The sequence below is a fragment of the Microbacterium petrolearium genome (assembly GCF_054782875.1).
The window spans coordinates 18,868-38,480 of the sequence record NZ_BAAGRQ010000008.1 but is presented as its reverse complement, the minus strand read 5'-3'; the positions used below and the strand labels follow the sequence as shown (position 1 = coordinate 38,480).

The 19,613-nt window shown below is 72.9% G+C and carries 17 protein-coding genes; 11 read left to right on the top strand and 6 right to left on the bottom strand.

What is annotated here, in order from left to right:
- The first annotated feature begins 3 nt into the window (after window positions 1-3).
- The 4 genes from ACYVJ0_RS08160 (at window position 4) to aqpZ (ending at window position 4,369) form a co-directional block, all read left to right on the top strand.
- Window positions 4-1,314, top strand: coding sequence for a DUF58 domain-containing protein (locus ACYVJ0_RS08160; protein ID WP_449855133.1), 1,311 nt, complete (start codon window positions 4-6; stop codon window positions 1,312-1,314).
- Between the two features lie 57 nt (window positions 1,315-1,371).
- Entirely contained in the window at window positions 1,372-1,815 is a 444-nt protein-coding gene (locus ACYVJ0_RS08155) for a Fur family transcriptional regulator (protein WP_460817171.1), read from the top strand.
- Window positions 1,808-3,310: a catalase gene (locus ACYVJ0_RS08150; protein ID WP_460817169.1), complete on the top strand. Its 1,503-nt coding sequence runs from the start codon at window positions 1,808-1,810 to the stop codon at window positions 3,308-3,310. Before ACYVJ0_RS08155 ends, ACYVJ0_RS08150 begins: the two co-directional genes overlap by 8 nt.
- Window positions 3,311-3,580: 270 nt before the next feature.
- Window positions 3,581-4,369 carry an aquaporin Z gene (gene aqpZ / locus ACYVJ0_RS08145; protein ID WP_460817168.1) on the top strand — a complete coding sequence of 263 codons (789 nt, stop codon included), beginning with the start codon at window positions 3,581-3,583 and terminating at the stop codon, window positions 4,367-4,369.
- 27 nt (window positions 4,370-4,396) lie between these two features.
- On the opposite strand, the gene ACYVJ0_RS08140 is transcribed toward aqpZ, so the two are convergent.
- The gene (locus tag ACYVJ0_RS08140) at window positions 4,397-5,392 is read right to left on the bottom strand and encodes a stage II sporulation protein M (protein WP_449855129.1); all 996 of its coding nucleotides are present in this window, start codon (window positions 5,390-5,392) and stop codon (window positions 4,397-4,399) included.
- 16 nt (window positions 5,393-5,408) lie between these two features.
- Between ACYVJ0_RS08140 and ACYVJ0_RS08135 the strand changes: the two genes are divergently transcribed.
- Window positions 5,409-6,227 carry an RDD family protein gene (locus ACYVJ0_RS08135; RefSeq protein ID WP_460817166.1) on the top strand — a complete coding sequence of 273 codons (819 nt, stop codon included), beginning with the start codon at window positions 5,409-5,411 and terminating at the stop codon, window positions 6,225-6,227.
- A gap of 37 nt (window positions 6,228-6,264) precedes the next feature.
- Here ACYVJ0_RS08135 and ACYVJ0_RS08130 read toward each other — a convergent pair whose 3' ends face one another.
- On the bottom strand, window positions 6,265-6,465 hold the full coding sequence (locus tag ACYVJ0_RS08130) for a DUF3499 family protein (protein ID WP_449855127.1): 201 nt from the start codon (window positions 6,463-6,465) through the stop codon (window positions 6,265-6,267).
- 63 nt (window positions 6,466-6,528) lie between these two features.
- On the opposite strand from ACYVJ0_RS08130, the gene ACYVJ0_RS08125 reads away from it, so the two are divergent.
- Entirely contained in the window at window positions 6,529-6,966 is a 438-nt protein-coding gene (locus ACYVJ0_RS08125) for a metallopeptidase family protein (RefSeq protein ID WP_449855126.1), read from the top strand.
- On the opposite strand, the gene ACYVJ0_RS08120 is transcribed toward ACYVJ0_RS08125, so the two are convergent.
- The 4 genes from ACYVJ0_RS08120 to manA form a co-directional block, all read right to left on the bottom strand.
- Window positions 6,963-8,477, bottom strand: coding sequence for a DUF5719 family protein (locus ACYVJ0_RS08120; protein WP_460817164.1), 1,515 nt, complete (start codon window positions 8,475-8,477; stop codon window positions 6,963-6,965). The genes ACYVJ0_RS08125 and ACYVJ0_RS08120 overlap by 4 nt on opposite strands.
- Window positions 8,474-11,311: a glycosyltransferase gene (locus tag ACYVJ0_RS08115; RefSeq protein WP_460817162.1), complete on the bottom strand. Its 2,838-nt coding sequence runs from the start codon at window positions 11,309-11,311 to the stop codon at window positions 8,474-8,476. Before ACYVJ0_RS08115 ends, ACYVJ0_RS08120 begins: the two co-directional genes overlap by 4 nt.
- Before the next feature lie 61 nt (window positions 11,312-11,372).
- A complete protein-coding gene (locus ACYVJ0_RS08110) occupies window positions 11,373-11,687 on the bottom strand; it encodes a WhiB family transcriptional regulator (protein WP_449855322.1) in 315 nt (104 codons plus the stop codon).
- 352 nt (window positions 11,688-12,039) lie between these two features.
- On the bottom strand, window positions 12,040-13,170 hold the full coding sequence (gene manA, locus ACYVJ0_RS08105; protein WP_460817274.1) for a mannose-6-phosphate isomerase, class I: 1,131 nt from the start codon (window positions 13,168-13,170) through the stop codon (window positions 12,040-12,042).
- Between the two features lie 50 nt (window positions 13,171-13,220).
- On the opposite strand from manA, the gene ACYVJ0_RS08100 reads away from it, so the two are divergent.
- The 5 genes from ACYVJ0_RS08100 (at window position 13,221) to ACYVJ0_RS08080 (ending at window position 19,609) form a co-directional block, all read left to right on the top strand.
- Entirely contained in the window at window positions 13,221-14,678 is a 1,458-nt protein-coding gene (locus ACYVJ0_RS08100) for an O-antigen ligase family protein (protein WP_460817160.1), read from the top strand.
- Between the two features lie 31 nt (window positions 14,679-14,709).
- The gene (locus ACYVJ0_RS08095; RefSeq protein ID WP_460817159.1) at window positions 14,710-16,029 is read left to right on the top strand and encodes an O-antigen ligase family protein; all 1,320 of its coding nucleotides are present in this window, start codon (window positions 14,710-14,712) and stop codon (window positions 16,027-16,029) included.
- 93 nt (window positions 16,030-16,122) lie between these two features.
- Window positions 16,123-18,039: a glycosyltransferase gene (locus ACYVJ0_RS08090; RefSeq protein WP_460817272.1), complete on the top strand. Its 1,917-nt coding sequence runs from the start codon at window positions 16,123-16,125 to the stop codon at window positions 18,037-18,039.
- Window positions 18,036-18,995 (top strand): glycosyltransferase family 2 protein, encoded by a 960-nt coding sequence (locus ACYVJ0_RS08085; protein WP_460817157.1) that lies wholly within the window; start codon window positions 18,036-18,038, stop codon window positions 18,993-18,995. Before ACYVJ0_RS08090 ends, ACYVJ0_RS08085 begins: the two co-directional genes overlap by 4 nt.
- A complete protein-coding gene (locus tag ACYVJ0_RS08080; protein ID WP_460817156.1) occupies window positions 18,995-19,609 on the top strand; it encodes a DapH/DapD/GlmU-related protein in 615 nt (204 codons plus the stop codon). Before ACYVJ0_RS08085 ends, ACYVJ0_RS08080 begins: the two co-directional genes overlap by 1 nt.
- The last annotated feature ends 4 nt before the right edge of the window (window positions 19,610-19,613 follow it).

Below are 19,613 nucleotides of genomic sequence, written 5' to 3'. Positions count from 1 at the left end.
TCCATGTACGTCTCCGGCCGCCTGCCGATCCTCGTCGCGCTCGGCATCGTCCCCGTCGTGCTGCTGAGCGCGACGGGGGCCTCACCGTGGCTGCTCGCGCTCGCCTGGCTCACGCTGTGCGCGGCGCTCGTGCTCGCCGACGTGCTGGCCGCTCCCGACGCGCGCGTGCTGCGGGTCTCGCGCGACGCGACCTCGCGCGTGTCGCTCGGCCAGCCCGCGACCACGCGCATCCGCTTCGCCAACCCGTCGAACCGGCGCATCCGCGGACTCGTGCGCGACGCCTGGCAGCCCACCGCCGGCGCGCCGGCCGAGCGCCTCCGGATCGACGTGCCGGCGGGCGAATCGCGCACCGCGAGCGTGCCGCTCCTCCCCCGCCGCCGCGGCGAGCTGCGCAGCGAGTTCGTCGTCGTCCGCACCCGCGGGCCGCTCGGCGTGGCCGGCCGGCAGCGGCGGATCAGCGCACCGGGTGCCGTCCGCGTGCTGCCGCCGTTCAAGGCGCGCCGGCACCTGCCGAGCCGCATCGCGCGGCTGCGCGAGCTCGACGGCTCCACGAGCGTGCAGGTGCGCGGCCAGGGCACCGAGTTCGACTCGCTGCGCGAATACGTGCGCGGCGACGACGTGCGCTCGATCGACTGGCGCGCGACCGCGCGCGCCGGCACGACCATGCTGCGCACGTGGCGCCCGGAGCGCGACCGCCACGTCGTCATCCTCATCGACACCGGCCGCACGGCCGCGACGCGCGTCGACGACGGCACGCGCCTGGAGGCGTCGTTCGAGGCGGCGCTGCTGCTCGCCGCGCTCGCGAACCGCGCGGGCGACCACGTGCACCTCGTGGCCTTCGACCGCGTCGTGCGCGCCCGGGTCACCGGCGTGGACGGGCCTGGTCTGCTGCCCGCGATGGTCGACGCGCTCGCGCCCGTGGAGGCGCAGCTGATCGACACCGACTGGGACGCCGCCTTCGCGCAGGTGCGCGCGCTGCACGCCAAACCCAACCTCTTCGTCATCCTCACCGCCCAGGAGTCGCCCGACGCGTCGCGCGGGTTCCTGGGCACGCTGCCGAGCACCGTGAAGGCGGGCACGGTCGTGCTCGTGGGCACGGCCACCGACGGCGGACTCGCCGAGCTGGCCCGCTCCCGCGGCGACGTCGACGCCTTGTACCACGCCGCCGCGGCCGAGGCGACGCTCGCGTCGGCGGCGCGCGTCACGGCCGCGATCGAGCGCGCGGGCGCCGAGGCCCTCGCCGACGACCCCGAGTCGCTGCCGCCGCGCGTGGCCGACCGCTACCTGGCGCTGAAGAAGGCCGGCCGGCTCTAGCCGTAATCCCTCATCGTTCTTTTTTGCGAATCATTCAAAACAGCTATACTCGAGGGGATGAACCCGACGGTCACGCCCCCCGACGCCGCGGATGCGCTCCGCGCCGCCGGCCTGCGCGTCACCGCGCAGCGCGTGGCCGTGCTCGACGCCCTCGCGTCGCGCCCGCACGCCGCGGTGGACGAGCTGCACGCGGCGGTGGGCGAGCGGATCCCCGGCATCGCACTGCAGACCGTGCACGGCATCGTCAACGACCTCACCGACGCACGCATCGCCCAGCGCGTGAGTCTGCCCGGCGCGCCCAGCGCGCTATACGAGCTGGACCGGAGCGACAACCACCACCATCTGCAGTGCGTGGTCTGCGGCAAGGTCGAGGACGTCCCGTGCGTCGTCGGCGAAGCCCCCTGCCTGCACCCCTCCCACGATCACGGCATGCGCGTCCTCGAGGCGAGCGTGACCTTCCGTGCCATCTGTCCCGAATGCGAAAGGAACGGCAATGGCTGACATCTCGTACACCACCACCCAGACCGGAACCCCGGTCGCGAGCGACCAGTACTCGCTCACCACCGGTCCCGACGGCGTCACCGCGCTGCACGACCGCTACCTCGTCGAGAAGCTGGCGTCGTTCAACCGCGAGCGCGTGCCGGAGCGCAACCCGCACGCCAAGGGCGGCGGCGCGTTCGGCACCTTCACCGTCACGGAGGACGTCTCGGCGTACACGCGCGCCGCGGTGTTCCAGCCCGGCGCCGAGTCGGAGGTGCTGCTGCGCTTCTCGTCGGTCGCCGGCGAGCAGGGATCGCCCGACACGTGGCGCGACGTGCGCGGCTTCGCGCTGCGCTTCTACACGACCGAGGGCAACCTCGACATCGTCGGCAACAACACGCCGGTCTTCTTCCTGCGCGACGCGATGAAGTTCCCCGACTTCATCCACTCGCAGAAGCGCACGGGCGCCTCGGGCCTGCGCAACGCCGACATGCAGTGGGACTTCTGGACCCTCTCCCCCGAGTCGGCCCACCAGGTCACCTACCTCATGGGCGACCGCGGTCTGTCGAAGTCGTGGCGTCACCTCAACGGCTACGGCTCGCACACCTACCAGTGGGTGAACGCCGCGGGCGAGCGCTTCTGGGTGCAGTACCACTTCATCTCGAAGCAGGGCGTCGAGCACATGTCGGCCGCCGACGCCGAGCGCATCGCGGGCGAGGACGCGGACTACTACCGCCGCGACCTCTTCAACGCGATCGAGGGCGGCGACTTCCCCGCGTGGGAGGTCAAGGTGCAGGTCATGCCCTACGAGGATGCGAAGACCTACCGCTTCAACCCGTTCGACATGACGAAGGTGTGGCCGCATGCCGACTACCCGCTCATCAAGGTCGGCGAGTTCACCCTCAACCGCAACCCGCAGAACTTCTTCGCCGAGATCGAGCAGGCCGCGTTCTCGCCGGGCAACCAGGTGCCGGGCACGGGCATCTCGCCCGACAAGATGCTCATGGCGCGCGTGTTCTCGTACCCCGACGCGCAGCGCTACCGCATCGGCACGAACTACAACCAGCTGCCGGTCAACCAGCCGCACGCCGCGCCCGCATTCAACTACATGCACCAGGGCAACATGGCCTACCACTTCAACGCGGCCGGCACGCCCGTGTACGCGCCGAACTCGTTCGGCGCCCCGCACGCCGAGCCCGAGCGCGCCGTCGAGGCGTCGTGGGAGTCGGACGGCGAGCTCGTGCGCAGCGCGTACTCGCTGCACAGCGAGGACGACGACTTCGGCCAGGCCCGCACGCTGTACAACGACGTCTTCGACGAGGGCGCGAAGGACCGCTTCCACGAGACGCTCGCCGGGCAGTACTCCGGCCTGACCGTCGACGTCGTCAAGGAGCGCTTCTTCTGGTACTGGGGCCAGGTGGACGAGAAGATCGTCGCCGGCATCAAGGCCAAGCTGGCCGCCCAGGACGCCTCGGCCGACCCGATCGGCTACGAGGCCGAGCCCGTCACGGCCTGAGGCTCCCGCTTCCGCCGAACCCGCCCTCGTTCGCCGAGCCCGCACCCCATCCGGGGCGGGTTCGGGGAACGGGGGCGGGTTCGCGCTGCTTGAGGGAGTGCACGTCGCCGAGGAGCAGGGCGAAGGCGATCCAGCCGATCCACATGCCCTCGTGTCTACCGCCCGCGGCGGACGGGCGCCAGCGCTCTTCTCGGCGCGGCTCTTGCCGTCGGCGCCTCGCCGCTGACACGATGCGAGCAGAGCCGTCCCGGCCTCCCCGAAGGAGACCCCATGTCCGATCCGAATCCGGAATCGCCGATCGAGCCCACGGAGTTGGCGCACACGCCCCCGCCGGCTCCCACGACCGTCGCGAAGCTCGTCGCCGAGGGCTTCGGCACGCTGCTGCTCGTGCTCGGCGGCGTGGGCACGGCGGTGTTCGCGTCGAACTTCTTCCTCGAGGGCGGCCCGACCGGCACCGTGTACGCGGCCGTCGCGCTCGCGTTCGGCCTCACGGTGGTCGTCGGCGCCTACGCCTTCGGCCCCATCTCCGGCGGCCACTTCAACCCCGCGGTGACCCTCGGCCTCGCCTCCGCCGGCCGCTTCCCGTGGCGCGACGTGATCGGGTACATCATCGCCCAGGTGATCGGCGGCGTCGTCGCCACGACGCTGCTCGTGCTCATCGGGCTGTTCGGGCCGGACGGCTGGCTCACCACGGCGCAGGAGGGCGGGTTCGCGAGCAACGGCTTCGACGAGAACTCGCCCGCCGGGTTCGGGATGATGGCGGCGATCATCGTCGAGCTCGTGCTGACGGCCCTGTTCGTGCTCGTCATCCTCGGCGTCACGCACCCCACCCGCGGCACGCCGCTCGCGGGGCTCGTCATCGGCCTCACGCTGGCGCTCATCCACTACATCTCGATCCCCGTCGACAACACGTCGGTGAACCCCGCGCGCTCCATCGCCGCGGCGATCTACGGCGGCGGCGACGCGCTCCTGCAGCTGTGGGTGTTCATCGTGTTCCCGATCGTGGGAGCGATGCTCGCGGGCTTCGCCTACAAGGCCCTGTTCGACGCCGAGCGGTGACGGCCGCGGGCGCGGGATCGGGCGCGCTCAGCCGGCGACGAGGCGCGGCGTGCCCGCCTCGTACTCCGTGAGGTCGCCCGTCTCGCCCGCCCGGGCGGCCCGGCGGCCGACCACGAGCATGTAGAAGAGGAACACCCCCAGCGCGAGCGTGCCGATCCCGATCTTGATCGCCCACGGCCAGTCCTGCCGGGTGACCCAGCCCTCCACGACGCCCGACAGGGCGAGCGAGAGCACGAGCCCGACCGCGACGGTCGCGAGCGCGCGCCCCTCCGAGGCGAGGGCGTCCATGCGGGTGCGCCGGCCCGGCGCCACCCACGACCAGAACATGTGCAGGCCCGCGGCGCACGCGACGAAGATGCTCGTCATCTCCAGCTGGCCGTGGGGAAGGATGTAGAGCACGAAGTCGGCGCCGCGGTCGTACGCGAACATGATCGCCGCCGAGGTGCCGAGCCCCACGGCGTTCTGCACGAACACGTACACGGGCCAGATGCCGGTGATGCCGAAGAGCACGCACTGCACCGCGATCCAGGCGTTGTTCGTCCACACGAGCGCGCCGAAGGCGACCTCGCTGTGCTCGCTGTAGTACGCGACGAAGTCCTCCTCGGCGTACTGCTCGAGCTGCCATTCCGTGCCGAGGGTCGCGACGAGGCGGGGATCCTGGGCGATCCACGCGCCGGTGAGCGCCACGATCCCGATGAACGCGAGCGTCACGACGAGCGCGGTCCAGCGCAGGCGGTACAGCGCCGCCGGCAGCTGCAGCAGGAAGAACCGCGGCAGCTGGCGCAGCACGTTGTCGGGGGCACCCGTGAGGCGCAGCCGGGCGCGCGACAGGATGGTGGAGACGTGGTCGCCCTGCGGCGTGCGACCGGCCGACGTCTTGATGTCGGCGAGATCGGCGGAGGCCGACTGATAGCGGGCGACGAACTCGTCCACCTCGGTGCCGCGCAGGCCGCGCGTGCGGGAGAGCTCATCGAGCCGGCGCCACTCCTCGCGGCGGGCGGCAGTGAGGGCGTCGAGGTCCACGTGCTTGACTATACGCATGTCGTCCGCATCGGCACGCCCGCACCTGCGTCCGCAGGTGGATCACGACGAGGTCCTCACCGGAGAGGCCGTCGCGCTCGACGTGCAGCCGATCGGGCTGCTGCTGCGCGCGGCGGGGGCCGCGATCGACATCGTCGCCTCCTTCCTGCTGCTGCTCGCGTGCTATCTGCTGCTCGGGGCGCTCGGCCAGGCCGGGCTCGTCGACGAGGTGACCGCGCGGATCGCGCCGATCGCGATGATGGTGGTGATCTTCGTGATCCTGCCCGCCTCGATCGAGACGCTCACGCGCGGGCGCAGCCTCGGCAAGCTCGCCGTCGGGGGCCGGATCGTGCGCAACGACGGCGGGGCCATCGGCTTCCGCCACGCGTTCATCCGGGCGCTGCTCGGCGTGCTCGAGGTGTACATGACGCTCGGATCGATCGCGCTCATCGTCGGCATCTTCACGCCGCGCGCCCAGCGCCTGGGCGACCTCGTCGCCGGCACCTACGCCGAGCGCACGCGCACGCCGTCGCTGCCGCCCGACGAGCGCCGGCTGCCGCCCGGCATGGAGGGCTGGGCCGCGACCGCCGACGTCGCGCGCGTGCCCGACCGCCTCGGCCGCCGCCTCACCCAGTTCGCCGCCGGCGCCGCGAAGATGGTGCCGGTCTCGCGCGCGCGGATCGCGGCGGAGCTCGCCGACGAGGTGAGCCCCTTCGTCGCGCCGATCCCGCCGGTCGACGCCGAGACGCTCATCCACGCCGTGGTCGCAGTGCGGCGCGAGCGCGAGCTGCGGGCGCTCACCCTGCAGGCCGAGCGCGTCGCGTCGCTGACCCGCTGATCCGTCGGCGGCGGCCCTGCCGTCGGCGCGACGCGCCTCAGACCAGCGTCGCGTGGCGGATGACGGTCCAGCCCTTCGGCACCGACATGCGCTCGGTGTGGATAGCGCACAGATCGTGCGCGTGCGGGTCGCGCGTCGCGCCCAGCGGGCCCAGCGCGGCCATCTGGTCGCCGTAGTCGTACGTCAGCGTCGTCACGGCCTCGCGGGCGCAGCCCACCTTCGAGCAGAGTCTTTCCATCGCGTTCGAGCGTACGCCGCGATCGGCGCGATCCCCGTGACCCACGCCGCGTAGGCTGGGGGCATGGCGATATGGGGTCGGATGCGCAAGCCCGTACCGCGCGGACGCGCACCTCGCCACGGGCGCCACGGCCGCGCGGGACGCAGCCAGCTCCTGCGCCCGCCGCTGCCCCAGATCGACACGCGCGCCGAGAGGTTCGACCTCACGGTCGGCTCGACCGTGGAGTATCTGCGCGGCACGTGGCCCGAGCTGCGCGACGTCGACTTCCTCATCGCCTGGATGCCGACCGGCGCCTCCGACGACGGCGTGCCGCGGTGGACGATCGACCGCGAGGCGCGGCGGATCACCCTCTACCGCGTGCCGATCGAGCGCTTCAGCCGGCTGCACCGCAACGACGACCTGCACCGTCGCATGATCGTGGAGGGCGCCGTGTTCCGCGCCGCGGGCGACTATCTCGACCGCGACCCGTGGGACCTGGGGCCGGATCGCTTCCGGTTCTAGGGATAGACGGTGACCGGCGCGGGAGACGCGGGGTCCGGCCACACCGGGACCGTCGCCAGCGCGGCCTCGCCGAGGTAGCCGACCGCGGCGTGGACCGACGCGCCGCCGGGATCGACGAGGTACACCCCGCCGTCGTCGAGCGGGAGCGACGCCGAGGACCCGCCGGGAACCGCGAGCTCGCGGGACCCGCCGGACGCGTCCGTGACGGTGACCGTCGCGTCCTCGCCGCTCGACACGTGCAGCCGGGCGCCGGGACCGGGCGGCACGGCGACGAGCGTCGCGTCGGCGAACGCGGGCGAGGGCGTCTGCCACGCGAAGTCGGTGTCGCGCCCGAAGCCCGTGGCCTGCCACACGGCCGAGACGAGCGGACCGTCGCCCGCCACCGTGACCTCGTAGCGCCCCGCCGGCAGCTCGCCGAGGTCGACGGCGACGGGCCGGTCGGCCTCGAGCGCCACGCTCACCGGCTCGACGGCGGCCTCGTCCTGCCCCTCGGCCGTCGCCGTGATCACGGCCGATCCGGCGCCCCGCGACATCACGCGCACGACGGCCGTCGACGCGCCCTCCGCCTCGGCGCCCGCCTCGGTCACGACGACGCCGGGGAACGACTGCCGCTCGTCCGCCGTGACGGAGCCCTGCCGATCCAGCCCGACGGGGTCGAGCGTGCGCACCAGGCTGGACTGGAGGGCGGCGCGCACGGGCGCGCCCGTGGCGGTCACCCGCACGACGGGGGCCGCCTCGCCGCCGGCGATGCCGGCGAGCGGAATCGCGCGCTGCGTGCCCGCGGGGATCGGCACCGCCTCGAAGCCCGGAGGCACCACGGGATCCATCGCGCCGTACACGGTGAGCTGCACGGTCGCGCTCGCCGCACCGGGGTTCGAGATCAGCAGGATGTCGGTCTGACCCACCGACGTGTCGCCGCCGACGACCCACGACTCGAGCTGCGGCGCGCGGCAGGCGGACGCCGCGAATCCCGCGAGGTCCTCCTCGTCGACGGCCGCCGAGGTGGCCGCCGCGATCCGCTCCACGGATCGGCCGTCGGGCGCCTGCGCGAACCGGAGCGGAGCGTCCTCGCCCGCGACGTCGGGATGGGCGAGCGGCTGGGACGACGGCTCCCCGCCCGAGGCGGTGCCCGCCGTGACGGACACGGGCTGCGCCGCGCCGATGGACGTCGCGGCCGACACGTCGCGACCGAGGGCCAGCACGGGCCCCTCGCACGCCAGAACCGTCTCGGACGGCGCGGGCGTGACCTCGAGCGACGCGGCCGAGCCGCCCAGGCTCGGCCACGGCGCAAAGGCCGCGGCGACGACGGCGAGCACCGCGACCGCGGAGACGCCGAACCCGGCGACGCCGCGCCCCCAGGCCCGGCGCATCCGTCGCGGCGGCGCCGGCTCGTCCACCACGCGCGCGGTGGGCGGCGCGGGTTCGATGGGATCGGGCTCGAGCGGCTCCGGCTGGCCGAACTCCGCCTGCGTGGCGTCCGGCACGAGGGGGTTGCGCGGTTCGTCGTTCACTTCGGCTCCGTCCGCCCGGCACGCGCGGTCTCGCGCTCGTCCTCGTAGCCCCCGCCGACGACGCGGGGCAGCGCCCGTGCCGCCCTGCGCGTGGCGCGCGTGGGCACCGCGAGCAGCAGGGCCACGATGAGCGCGGCGGCCTGCGCGGCGAGCGTCGACGCGGCCAGCGCCGCCTCGGCGGCCGACGCCTGCGGGCGCGGGGCGGGCTCCGCGTCGAGGCGCCAGAGCACGCCGCGCGGCGTCTCGCCCACCCGCACGAAGCCGGCGCGCTGGTCGATGGAGGCGATGGCGCCCAGGCGCACGGCCCGCAGGGCATCGTCGTCGCCCGCGCCGCCCAGCAGCACGAACCGCAGCCCCGCCGCCCCGAGCGCCTCGGTGGCCGCCGCGTCCGAGCTGGAGACGAGGTCGACGGCGATCTCGGCGAGGCGGCGATCGTCGTCCGACACGCGCACGTCGGTGCTCTCGAGCGTCGACTGCCCGCCGAGGGTCTCGCTCCCGCCCCACACGACCTTCGCGGCGAGCGATCCGTCGCCGCGCGGGGTGAGCACGAGGGTGCCGATGTCGCGCTGGCTGCTCGCCTGCGCGCCCACGTAGGCGGGCAGCGTGGAGGACGGCCCGCTCGCGACGCTCGCGGCGTCGCGGTGCACGGCCGTGAGCGCGGGGATCGCCAGCACGGCCACGCAGGCCGCGGCCAGCAGGCCGGCGCCGACCCGCAGCGGCCGCGCGGCGGGGGCGGTGTCGAGCGTGACGCCCACGGCGCCGAGCGCGCCGATCCACGCGAGGCTCAGCGCGGAGCCCGTCCACAGCGGCACGGGCTCGCCCGCCGCGTACGACACCTGCACGCCCGAGGCCGCGAAGGCGGTCGCGATGCCGAGGAGCGCGATCACGACGGTCGCGGTGCCGGCGCGCCAGCGCACCGTGAGGGGCGCGACGACGGCGAGCAGCCCGACGGGCGCCACGAGCAGCGGCACCCACCACACCGGCGCCCCCGGCATCAACGCGGCCCAGCCGCCCGGGTCGGCCCACGGGATCCCGGTGGCCAGCTGCCAGCGGGGCGCCTGAGCGGGCCCGGTCCACGGGGCGCCGGGATCGGCGAACGCGCCCCACGGCGTGCCGCGCACGACCTGGGCGGCGACCACCGGGGCGAACCACACGACCGACGGCACGACGATCCACGCCACCCTGGCGATCCCGCGGCGCGCGCGGAAGGCGATCGCGAGGACGAGCGCGAGCGCCCAGAGCACGACGAGCGCCGGGGCGAGCGACGGCGCGCACGCGAGCACGCCGAGCAGCAGCAGCGACGCCCCGCCGGCCGCGGCCCAGGACCGGTGCGCCGCCGCGGCGGTGAAGAGCAGCCACGGCAGCAGGAGGTGGAGGATGACGGCCGCGGGGCGACCGTCGACGAGCGCCGCGAGCAGCGGCGGCGCGAGGCCCCACAGCACCGCCACGACCGCGCGCACGCCCGGGCGGTCCGAGACGCGCGTGGCGGCGAACCAGCCGCCGAGCACGGCCAGCGGCAGCGTGAGCAGCCACAGCAGCAGCAGCGTGTACGACGGCGCGACCGGCCACAGCGAGCCGAGCAGCGCGACCACCGACGCGAACGGATCGGCCGGCGAGACCGTGTCGAGGCCGAGCGCGCGCATGCCGTACGCGGCCTCCTGCCACAGCCCGGCGAGCGTGTCGTGCAGCGGCAGCAGCGCGCCGCCGCCGATGCCGGGCCACGTGAGAAGCGAGGTGAACGCCGCGATGCTCACGACGAGGGCACCCAGCACGGTCCATGCTCCGCCGCCCGAGAAGAAGCCCAGTTCGCCGTAGGCGGCCCCGTCCGCTCCCGCGTCGTCGTACCGCTCCCGCAGCTGGGCCGTGGTCGCGCGCAGCGGCGCGATCTGCTCCCATCCGCCGCGGCGGATGTCCCGGATCCGGCGGCGGGACCGCGCGAGGGCGCCGAGGCGCACGAGCACCGTGAGGGCCGCACCCCACTCGGCAGGCACGCGCGCGGGCGTCTTGGCGACGAGCAGCACGAGCGTGCGCCACAGCGCGAGCGGCAGGAGCGAGAGCCAGTGCAGGGGCACGGCGAACGCCGGCGCGTAGGCGAGGCGGCGGTGCAGCTGCGCCGTCCGCACGGCGTACGCGCGCCGCACCGCGCCGCGCGGGGCGCCGGCCACCCCGCCGTCGACGACGAGCACGCGGGCGCGCGGAGCGAGGGCGACGCGACGGCCGGCCAGGCGGGCGCGCACCCCCATGTCGAGGCCCTCGTCCACGCCCGCCAGCGCGGGGTCGGGCAGCAGGTGCGCGCGCAGGTCGGCGCGCAGCAGCACGCCGCGCACGTCGGCGCCGAGCACGTCGTCGTCCACGTCGTGCTGGCCCTGGTCGTACTCGCCGTTCGCGAGCGGCACCGTGCGCCCGAACCGCGTCATGCTCACGCCGAGCGAGACGATGAGGTCGGGGTCGTCGGCGTCCACGAGCTTGGGCGCGGCGAGAGCGACGGACGGGGCGCGCTCGAGGGCGCCCGCGAGCGCCGCGAGCGCATCGGGCCGCGGCGTCGTGTCCTGGGCCAGCAACCACAGCGCGCGATCGGCGGGGGCACGCACCTGCGCGAGCGCGACGGCCGCGGCGAAGCCGGCCGATTCCGGAGCGTGGATGACGCCCTCGGCGCGCGAGCGGGCGATGACCGCGTCGATCTCGGGCGCGCGTCCGCACGTGACGATGGTGACGGCGTCGACCCTGTGGGTCTGCGCGCCCAGGGCCTCGAGGGTGCGGGTCAGCCGCTCCGCGGCGAGGGCGGCCGTGGGGGTCGCTCGCGCGACGACGATGGCGTGTACTGGGGCCGACATGACCTCGTCAGCCTAAGCGCGCGGCGCGACGGACCCGGGAGCCACGCGCGAGGGAGGAGGATCAGCTGGCGCGGCGCTTGAGCTTGCGGCGCTCGCGCTCGGAGAGCCCGCCCCAGATGCCGAAGCGCTCGTCGTTCTGCAGCGCGTACTCGAGGCATTCGGCGCGCACCTCGCAGGAGGTGCAGATGCGCTTGGCGTCGCGGGTGGATCCGCCCTTCTCCGGGAAGAACGCCTCGGGGTCGGTCTGCGCGCACAGCGCGTCGGACTGCCAGGCGAGGGCGTTGTCGTCGCCCGTCGGCTGACGCACCCCGGGGACGCCGAGATCGACGGGGTCGACGAACCAGTTGCCCGGAACCTCCGAACGATACTCAGCCATGTCCTGCCCCCTTTGACGCCGCCCCGCGGACGGATCCGATGCCGTTAATTACACCGGTGTCATTCGCGAAGGTCAAGTCGCGGATCGTAAACCCTGAACGTCGGATCGAGGGTTTTGCCGCCGCGACCGGCGTGTCCCCCGACACGCCGGACCCCGTCCACCCGGGTTGCGGTGGTCACTTGATCTCCGCGGCCGCCGGCCGCTCCCAGCAACCGATCGGGTGCGACCCCACGGTTGCTGAACGAAGTGAGCGCCAGCGAACGAAGATGAAGCGACCACAGCAAGTCCACGACGGTTGCGCTGGTCGCTTCATCTCCGCGCCTGCGGCGCTCCGTTCAGCAACCGATCCGGTTCACAGCCCCGGCTGGGCGAGGAACGCCTCGCCGTCGCCCGAGATGCGCAGCTCGCCGCCGTCCGGGGTGACGAACGCCGCCGCGCCGGGGCGCAGCTCGAGCTGCTCCTCGCCGCATGCGACGCGCACCTCCCCCGCCGTCGCCAGCACGATCGCCGGGCCCCGAGGCGTCACGGCCGCCGCGTCGCCGTCCGAGACCCGCGCGCGCAGCAGCGCGAAGTCCGGCACCGGCACGGGGAACTCCTCGAGGCCCGCGGCGACCGAGACCGGCCGCACGAGCTCGGTCGGCCCGGGTCGGGCATCGAGCACGCGCACGAGCTCGTCGACGTCGATGTGCTTCGGGGTGAGGCCGCCGCGCAGCACGTTGTCGCTGGCCGCCATGATCTCCACGCCCAGCCCCGACACGTAGGCGTGCAGCATGCCGGCGCGCAGGAACACGGCCTCGCCGTGGTGCAGCACGACGTAGTTCATGAGCAGCGCGACGATGACGCCCGGATCGGACGGATACGACGCGGCGATCCGGCGGGCGTTCCCCAGCGCGTCGGCGAACTCGTCCGATCGCGTCTCCGGCAGCGCGGCGATGATCGCGTCGACCGTGGGCTGCGCGTCGCCCGACAGCAGCCAGGCCAGCACGGCGGGCAGCGCGTCGTCGCCTGTGAGCCGCTCGAGGAGCGGATGGGCGGCGGGGCCGAGTGCCTCGAGCAGCCGGCGCGAGGCCGCCACCTCGCGCAACCCGCACAGCGCCTCGAAGCGGTCGCTGAGCGCCACGAGCATCTCGGGCTTGTGGTTGTCGTCGGCGTAGTTGCGCGGCGCCCCCTCGGGCAGGCCCCGCTCGCGCGCGAAGCCCTCCTGCGCCTGCTCCCTCGACGGATGCACCTGGATCGACAGCGGCGAGTCGGCGGCGAGGAGCTTCAGCAGGTAGGGCAGCGGCCCGGTGACACCGCGCGACGGCCCGTCCTGCGCGATCCAGCGATCCAGCGTGATGCCGCCGTCCAGCTCGGCGGGATCGGACGGGTGATCGCCGAACCATACCTCGGCCTCCGGCCCGGCGGACGGCTCGCGCCCCTCCAGCGCCGCGATCAGGGTGCGGGATCCCCACGCGTAGTCGCGCGGCTGGTTCGTCAGCGGCATCAGCACGCAGCCCAGGATAGGCCGAAGCCGCGCGGTACGCTGGGCAGACGATGGCCCAGATCACGCGTCACCCGGTCGCGCCGGCGCCCGCCGCGCCCCCGCGTGTCGCCACGGGCCGCATGGCGCTGCGGGCCTACGCGATCCTCGTCCTGTTCTCGGCGTTCGCGCACACCGCGTGGTGGAACCTGCTCGGCGGCTTCGGCTTCGTCGTGCTCGCGGTGCTCTCCGTGGCCACGCTGGCGATCTGGATCCCGCTCATCGCGCGCGCCGGGCGACGCCGCGATCCGGATGCGTCGCGCGTGCGGGTGCCCGCCCTCGAGTGGCGGCGGCTGCCGTGGGCGACGCTCGGCTACGTGCTGCTGGCCGGCCTGTCGCTGCTGTGGTCGCGCTGGCCCGCGGCCACCGCCCTGACGTGGGCGGGACTGCTCGCCACCACCGTGAACGGCCTGTTCCTGGCGCACGTGCTCACGTGGCGCGAGCTCACCTGCGCGCTCGAGGTGGCGCTGAAGTGGGTGCTCGGCCTGTCGCTGCTGTTCGAGCTGTGGGCGGCCCTCATTCACCGCGCGCCCCTGCTGCCGAACTTCTCGGACGCGCCGGCCGATCCGGATCCGCACTGGTACTGGACCCGCGGCGCGCTGTTCGACCCGGGCGAGCGCATCCAGGGGATCGTCGGCAACGCGAACGTGCTCGGCATCGTGTGCGTGCTCGCGCTCATCGTGTTCGCGGTGCGGCTCGCGATGGCGCCCCGGCGCCGAGCGCTGCTCGCGGCGTGGATCCTCCTGGCCGTGGTGCTCCTCGCGCGCTCCGGGTCGGCGACCGCGCTGGTCGCGGCCGCGGCGGTGGCGGTCGTGCTGCTCGCCGCGCTGCTGATGCGCCGGGCCACCACGCCCGGCGCCCGCTCTCGCCTGTACGCCGCGTTCACGGCGGCGGGCGTGGCGGCGGTCGTCGCGGTGGCACTGCTGTGGCAGCGCGTGCTCGGCGCGCTCGGGCGGGACTCGGGGCTCACGGGCCGCGACGACATCTGGGCGGCGGTGTGGGAGCGCGCGAGCGAGCGCCCCGTGCTGGGCAACGGCTTCTCGACCCCGTGGGTGCCGTGGGATCCGATGTTCGACGGCTGGATCATCGACCACGGCATCACCGTCTTCCACGCGCACGACATGTGGCTCGACGTCTTCCTGCAGCTGGGCGTCGTGGGGGTCGCCGTGATCGCCGTCGTGTTCGGCGCGGCGACGTGGCGCTCGTGGTTCTTCGCGGTGGACCGGCCGCGGTGGGACCTCGTCGCGGACCGGCCGTACTCGCCCCTCACGCTGCTCGCCCCCCTGACCATGGCGCTGCTGCTCACGCAGGGGCTCACCGAGTCCGGGCCGCTGATGCTCTGGGGGTGGCTGCTCGTCACGATGATCGCGTTCCGCATCAAGCTCGCCCCGGTCGTGGGCCATGGCGCGGCCGAGCGGGCGGACGAGCCGGGCGAGCGGGCGCGCTCGATCGCGGAGAGGCCGAGCCGGTGAGCGGCGTCGCGGCGGGCGGGGCGAGGCGCGCGTGATCCCCGTCGAGCTGCGGCGCATGATCCGGCGCGGGCTGCGCTCGGCCGAGATGGCGCGGGTGTTCGCCCTCGTGGCCTTCGGCACCGCATTCTCGAGCTTCGCGATCCAGCGCCTCTCCGGCCCGTGGACCCTCCGCGCCATGGTCGCGGGGCTGTGCATCCTGGGCCTGGCGATCCTCGTGGCGCGGCGGCGGGAGCTGTCGCTGCTGCACCTCGCGCCGACCATGCTCATGGCGTTCGTGCTGTGGGCCCTCGCCAGCGCGTTCTGGGCCGATGATGGCGGCGACACCCTGCGATCGTGGCTCTCGCTGCTCGCCTACGCCTTCCTGGCCGTCGTGATCGCCCACACGCGCGACACGCTCCAGACGGTGCGCGCGCTCGGCGACGTGCTGCGCGCGCTGCTGGCCGCGTCGCTGGCCGCCGAGATCCTGTCGGGCATCCTCATCGACATGCCGATCCCGGTCCTGCAGATCGCCGGCAACATCGCGGTGGGCGGCCCCGTGCAGGGGCTGTTCGGCACCCGCAACTACCTCGGCTTCGTCGCCGTGCTCGCGCTCGTCACGTTCCTCGTGGAGTGGCGCACGCAGTCGATCTCGCTCGGCCGCTCGGTCTTCTCGATCGCCCTGGCGGGCCTGCTCGCGGTGCTCTCGGCGTCGCCCACGGCGTTCGTGGTCGCCGTCGTGGCGGCCGCCGCCGTGTCGGCGCTCGCGCTCGTCCGCCGCGTCGACCCCGCGCGCCGCCAGGACGTGCAGCTCGGACTCGGCGTGGTGGTGGCCGTCGGCGCGCTCGCGGCCTACCTGCTGCGGTCGCGCATCGTCGACGTGGTGGGCGCCGCCACCGACTTCTCCAACCGATCGAGGGTGTGGCTCGAGCTGTTCGAGTGGATCCGGCGGCGATGGATCACGGGCTGGGGCTGGCACGGCGGCTGGTCGGACGACGTCTTCCCGTTCAACTCCATCAACTGGCAGCTGCGCGACCAGCACGCTTCGGCGCTGAACGCGTACCTCGACGTGGCGCTGCAGCTCGGCTGGGTGGGCGTCATCCTGTTCACCGGGATGTGCGCCGTGGCTCTCGTGCGGTCCTGGGCCACCGCGAGCGAGCGCCGCTCGAGCGTCTACGCGTGGACGCCCCTGCTGCTCGTCGTCATCCTGAGCGAGTCGATGTTCGAGAGCTTCGCCCTCGACGGCGCGGGCTGGCTGCTGCTCGCGCTGTGCCTCGTGCGCGCGGGGCAGGCCCGATCGTGGCGCACCCGGATCGGCGAGACGGCCCATCCCCCGACCAATCCGCTCGAGCTGCCGCACGAACCGCATCGCTGACGGGCGACCCGCGCCCTCACCGCGCCCTCAGGGGCCGATGGCTTAGGCTCGATGTCGCTCCCATCCGCCTCTCGTACGGAGACTTCCGCCTTGGTGCACGTACTGCAGAACGTGGTCTTTCCCCTCGACCGCGACCCCGACCTGCTGCCGCTGTATCTCGATGCCGACACCTGGTCGGTCATCGACGAGAAGCCCGTGCGCGTCTCGAACCGCGCCCATCTGAGCGACGTGCTGGGCCGGCACCGCCTGCGGATCCGGCCGGGGCGCCGCACGTCGTTCGCGGCGTATTTCAACGCGTTCCCCGCATCGTACTGGCAGCACTGGACATCGATCCGCTCCGTCCGCCTCACGGTGCGCACGAGCGGCGTGTGCACTGTGCTCGTGTACCGATCCAATGGAAGCGGGGCCACGCAGCGCGTCGATTTCGCGGAGGTGACGGGCGACGCAGAGACACACTTCGACCTGTCGCTGACGCAGTTCAGCGACGGCGGGTGGCTCTGGTTCGAGATCACCTCCGACGCCGACGATGTCGTCCTTGACGGTGCGGAGTGGACCACCGATCAGGAGCCCGTCCGCACCGGCAAGGCGTCGCTGGGGATCACGACCTTCAACAAGGCGGAGTACTGCATCGAGACGCTGCGAGCGCTGGGCCAGTCGCCCGACGCGCTCGAGGTGATCGACCGGATCTTCCTCGTCGACCAGGGCACCGATCGCGTCGACGCGCAGCCGGACTACCCCGAGGTCGCCGCGGCCCTCGGCGAGACGCTGCAGACGATCGCCCAGCCGAATCTCGGCGGATCGGGCGGCTTCGCCCGGTCGATGCACGAGACGCTGCAGCGCGACGAGAGCGACTTCGTCCAGCTGCTCGACGACGATGTGCTCGTCGAGCCCGAGTCGATCCGCCGCTCGGTGACATTCGGGCGGTACACGACCACGCCGATGCTCGTCGGCGGCCACATGTTCGACCTGCTGGATCGTCCCAAGCTGCACGCGTGGGCCGAGGTGGTCGATGAGCACCCGTTCATGTGGCGCAACCTGTTCCAGGAGGAGTTCCCTCACGACTTCCGCGAGGCCAACCTGCGGCAGAGCCCCACCCTGCACATGCGGATGGACGCCGACTACAACGGGTGGTGGATGTGCCTCATCCCCAAGGAGGTCATCCGGCGCGTGGGGCTGGCGCTTCCCGCCTTCATCAAGTGGGACGACGCCGAGTTCTGCCTGCGAGCACGGGAGGCGGGCTTCCCCACGGTATCGCTCCCCGGTGTGGCGCTGTGGCACGTGTCCTGGATGGGCAAGGACGACTCGATCGACTGGCAGGCGTACTTCCACGCGCGCAACCGCATCGTCGCCGGGCTGCTGCACTCGAACGTGCCCGAGGGCGGTACCCTGCTACGCCACAGCAGGCGGGTGGATCTGAAGCACCTCATGATGATGCAGTACTACCCCGTCGAGCTGCGTCTGCGCGCCCTGCGCGACGTGCTGAGCGGTCCCGAGCACATGTTCCGCAACCTCGCGACCGCCATGCCCGGCGCGCGGGCGCTGGCGACGGAGTTCCCCGAGACGGTCGTGCATCGCGATCCCGAGGTCGTGCTGCATTCTCGCAAGGGCCGGCAGGTGTTCAAGCGCATGCGCAAGGGCATCTTCGACAGCCCGACCGGCCTGCGCCTGCGCCTGTTCACGGCGACGACGCTCGTCTCGCATTGGCTCCACAAGCCGGATCCGCGCAACCTCGAGCTGCCGGAGGTCGAGTTCGGCAAGCACGACGCGCACTGGTGGCGCGTGCCGCTCTACGACAGCGCCCTGGTGAGCGCCGCGGATGGCTCGGGCAAGAACGTCTACACCCGCGACCGGGCGGCCTTCCGCCGCCAACTGCGTGAGTCGCTGCGATTGCATGCACAGCTGCGTCGCGAGTGGCCGAGGCTCGCGAAGCGCTACCGCGAAGCGTTGCCGCAGCTCGTCTCGCCCGACGCATGGGCGCCGGTTTTCGCAGCCCCCGAGGACAACGCATGAGCCCCGCATTCGACCCGGCGACCGCGACGATCGTCGTCGTCACCTACAACCGGTCCCACCTGCTCTCGCGCCTGCTCGACTCCATCGAGCGGATGGATCCGAAGCCCGGCCACGTCGTGATCGTCGACAACGCCTCGAGTGACGACACCTCCGAGGTCGTCGCGTCGTACGAGGATCGGGTGGGCACGCGGATCGTCTACCGCCGCCTCGAGGAGAACACCGGGGGGTCGGGCGGCTTCAGCGAGGGCATGCGGGTCGCCTACGAGCTCGGATCCGAGTGGATGTGGCTCATGGACGACGACGTGGAGGTCCTCCCGGAGGGCCTAGCGCGCATGGGCGCATGGACGCCGAAGTTCAAGAGCATCCAGGGGCGTCGCTACGACTACGACGGCAGCGAGTTCTACTGGCAGTACCGCGTCTCGGTGCCGCTCGGCATCCCGATCCCGTTCGCCCCCGCCGACTTCGACGCCTCTGGGTACCGCCCCATGAACTCCGGCTGCTTCGAGGGGATGTTCATCCACCGCAGCATCGTGCGGCAGATCGGCCTGCCCGACCCGCGCTTCTTCATCTACTGGGACGACACGATCTACGGCTGGCTGGCCTCGCGCGTGACCCGCAGCGCGATCGTGGACGAGTTCGTGCTGCAGCGCACGCGTGAGATCAAGCAGTGGGATATGGGCATCAGGCACTTCAATGCCTCGAGCGACATGTACCGGTACTACATCATGCGCAACCGCGGAATCATGAAGCACTACTACGCCGCGCACGGCAGGTACCACCCGTTCTACTTCGCCATCGGTACCGCCGCCACATTCGCGAAGGAGCTGCTGCGACTCGTCTTCGTGGAGCGCAAGGTGACGAAGAAGGGCTGGAGCAACCTGTGGCGCGGCATGCGCGACGGGATTGCCCTCGCGCGCGACAGGAGCTTCCGGATCATGCCGCCGCTGGAGGCGTAGTGCCTGACGCCGACGGACTTGATGTCGAGCGGTGGATCGAATCGCTGCATCGACGCCTCATCGCCGTTGAGAAGCGCGTGCCGGGGCGCACGGCGTGGCTGGACTACGAGCACGACCGGGACGGAGTGCAGCTGGAAGCGGGCGTGGAGCTGCTCGAGGGCGATGGGCGGCAGATCGTGTTCGAGGGGGATGCGCGGGTCTTTCGGGGGACCCAGCTCATCGGCCCCGCAACCCTCGGCGACGGTGTCTTCATCAACCGCGGCTGCTTCATTCAAGGCAGGACAACGATAGGCCGGAATGTCTCGATCGGGCCCGGTGTGCAGATACTCACCGACACTCACGAGCTCGGCCCCGTGAGCCGTCGCGCGGGAACGCCTCTCGTCAAGCCGGTGCGCATCGGGGACGGTGCATGGATCGGCGCGGGAGCGATCGTCCTACCCGGCGTCACCATAGGTGAGGGCGCCGTCATCGCCGCGGGTGCCGTCGTGACCTCGAACGTGCAGCCCTCGACATTGGTGGCCGGGGTCCCGGCAACAACCAAGAAGCGGCTCGCATCCGAGCGCACCCTGACAGGAAGACTACGTCGAGTCTTCGCCCGCGTCCGCGGCGCGTGATCTC